Raw genomic sequence first — 2,234 nt, forward strand, 5'->3', positions numbered from 1 at the left:
GCAGCGCGGCCGGCGTCGCGTCGGCCAGCAGCTTGCCGCCGGCGATGATGATCGCGCGGGTGCAGACCGCCTCGACCTCCTCGAGGATGTGCGTCGACAGCAGCAGCGTGCGATTGCCGGCAAGTTCGGAAATCAGTCCGCGCACCTCGTGCTTCTGGTTCGGGTCGAGGCCGTCGGTGGGCTCGTCGAGGATCAGCGCCTCGGGGTCGTGCAGGATCGCGGCGGCCAGGCCGACGCGGCGGCGGTAACCCTTCGACAGCGTCTCGATGGTCTGCTCCCAGACCCCGTCGAGCTGCAGCCGTGCGCGCACGAAGGCCAGGCGCTGGCGGCGCACGTCACCGCGCAGGCCGCGCAGGTCGGCGATGAACGCGAGGAACCTGCCCGGTGCCATCTCGCCGTAGCCGGGCGCGCCTTCGGGCAGGTAGCCCAGGCGCCGGCGCGCGGCGAGCGAGTCGCGCTGCACGTCGTGCCCGCACACGCGCGCGGTGCCTTCGGTGGGGGCGAGGAAGCCGGCGACCATGCGCATCGTGGTCGACTTGCCGGCGCCGTTGGGGCCGAGGAAGCCGAGGACTTCGCCGGGTTCGGCCTTGAAGCTGACACCGTCCACGGCCGTGAGCGGGCCGTAGCGTTTGCGCAGGGCGAGGGCCTCGATCATGCGTGGCTCGGAAAACGCGCGGGGGATGTGGCGGGGAAGCCGGGCCGCGAAGATGCGTCGCGCGTGCCAGGCAGGGTGCTGATGCAGCGAGGGCGGGCATTTGCCCGCCCCCGTGGTGGCGTCACTTGATCGGCCAATAGACCTTGAAGCGCGCGTCCTCGTCGAGCATCTCCGGGATCGGATCCATGTATTCCTCGAACGGCCGGTCGGCGACGTCCGCACCGCGGGTCATGGCCCAGGCGCGCAGCAGGTCGCGCACGCGCGGCAGGCCCGGGGCCGGACCCGTGTACTCGGTGGACGCCACGCGGCGGCCCGGCTGCTGCTCGTACTGCACCGGACCTTCGAGGTTGACGGTCAGCGTCTCGACCGGGCCCGACGCCTCCGGCGCCTCCGGCAGGACCGCGTCGGCCTCGCCCGCTTCGTCGGCGGCGGCATCGACCTCGGCCGCGGCGACGTCGTCGGCTTCGGTCGGCACCTTCTCGCCGGCGCCGGCGCGACGCACCGGCTGCACGACGTCGAAGCCGTAGGTGGCGCTGGTGAACTCGTTGGTGACGATGCGCAGCGGGCCGGCGGCGACGAGGCCGTTGGCGGCCATCACCTTGCGGATCCACGCCACCTGGTCCTGCATCGCCTTGGCGATCTTGTCGTTGTTGCGCTCGGCGGCGGTGGTCACCAGCAGCACGTTCTGCGGCGGCATGTCGATGAAGGCGAATTCGTGCGGGTGGGTGCTGTAGTCGAACTTCGGCACCGTGGCGAGCATCGTGGTCATGCGGTCGAGGCCGCGCTTGATGTCGTCGCCGACGTTGCGGCTGGCGTACATGCCGGCGAAGCGGCCGAGCAGGTCCCAGCCGTAGTTGACGCGGTATTCCTGGGTGATCTTGACGTTCTGGTTGCGCTGGCCGGTGCGCTCGAACAGGAACGTCATCGACTTGTCGGTGCCGCGGGCGTCGTTGTCGATCTCGTAGCGGATCCGCTCGCCGGGGACCAACTCGACGATCTTCCAGGTGCCCTTGCCGACGACCCGGTCATTGGATGCGTAGCGGATCGTGGCGCCCTCGCCCATGGCCGGCCCTTCGCGGGTCAGGCGCACGCGCGGGTCGTGGCGCACGATCGGGTTCCAGTCCTTGAAGCGGGCGGTGCCGCCGACCAGGTCGTTCACCGTCGCCATCGGCCGGTTGGTCTCGGTGCTGTAGCTGAAACTGCGCTTGGACGGCAGCGTCAAGGCGATCACCACGAACAAGGCGACGACGATCAGCAGGGCAATCACGAATTCGATAACACGGGTCATTCGGGGTCTCTCCGGGGACGGCCCCCGGCCTCTACGGCCGCAGGAACGGGGGAGGATACCAGCCGGCCGGGGCCACGGGCGAGCCCGCGTGGACGAGGCGATGCCAGGGGCGTCGGGGCCGTCACGGTTCGCTCGCATGGGTGCCGGACAAGGGAACTAAAGCACGGGACGACGAAGCCGCCCTCGCCGACCCGCCTGGGGTGCCCTGCCCGACGCGCTGCAAGCCGCGTCCATGCGAACAGAGCGTCGGCCGCTCGGCCATCCATGGCCGAGCTTCTGGTCCCCCCAGGC

The 2,234-nt window shown here is 70.6% G+C and carries 2 protein-coding genes; both read right to left on the bottom strand.

Features of this window, described 5'->3' with window-relative positions; genetic code table 11:
- A partial coding sequence (locus AC30N0_RS05030; protein ID WP_489516835.1) for an ABC transporter ATP-binding protein occupies positions 1-655 on the bottom strand: 655 nt, incomplete at its 3' end.
- Between the two features lie 121 nt (positions 656-776).
- Entirely contained in the window at positions 777-1,943 is a 1,167-nt protein-coding gene (locus tag AC30N0_RS05035) for an SRPBCC family protein (RefSeq protein WP_489516836.1), read from the bottom strand.
- Between the last annotated feature and the right edge of the window lie 291 nt (positions 1,944-2,234).

It is taken from the genome of Rhizobacter sp., assembly GCF_031412495.1.
In the GTDB taxonomy this organism is placed as follows: domain Bacteria; phylum Pseudomonadota; class Gammaproteobacteria; order Burkholderiales; family Burkholderiaceae_C; genus Schlegelella_A.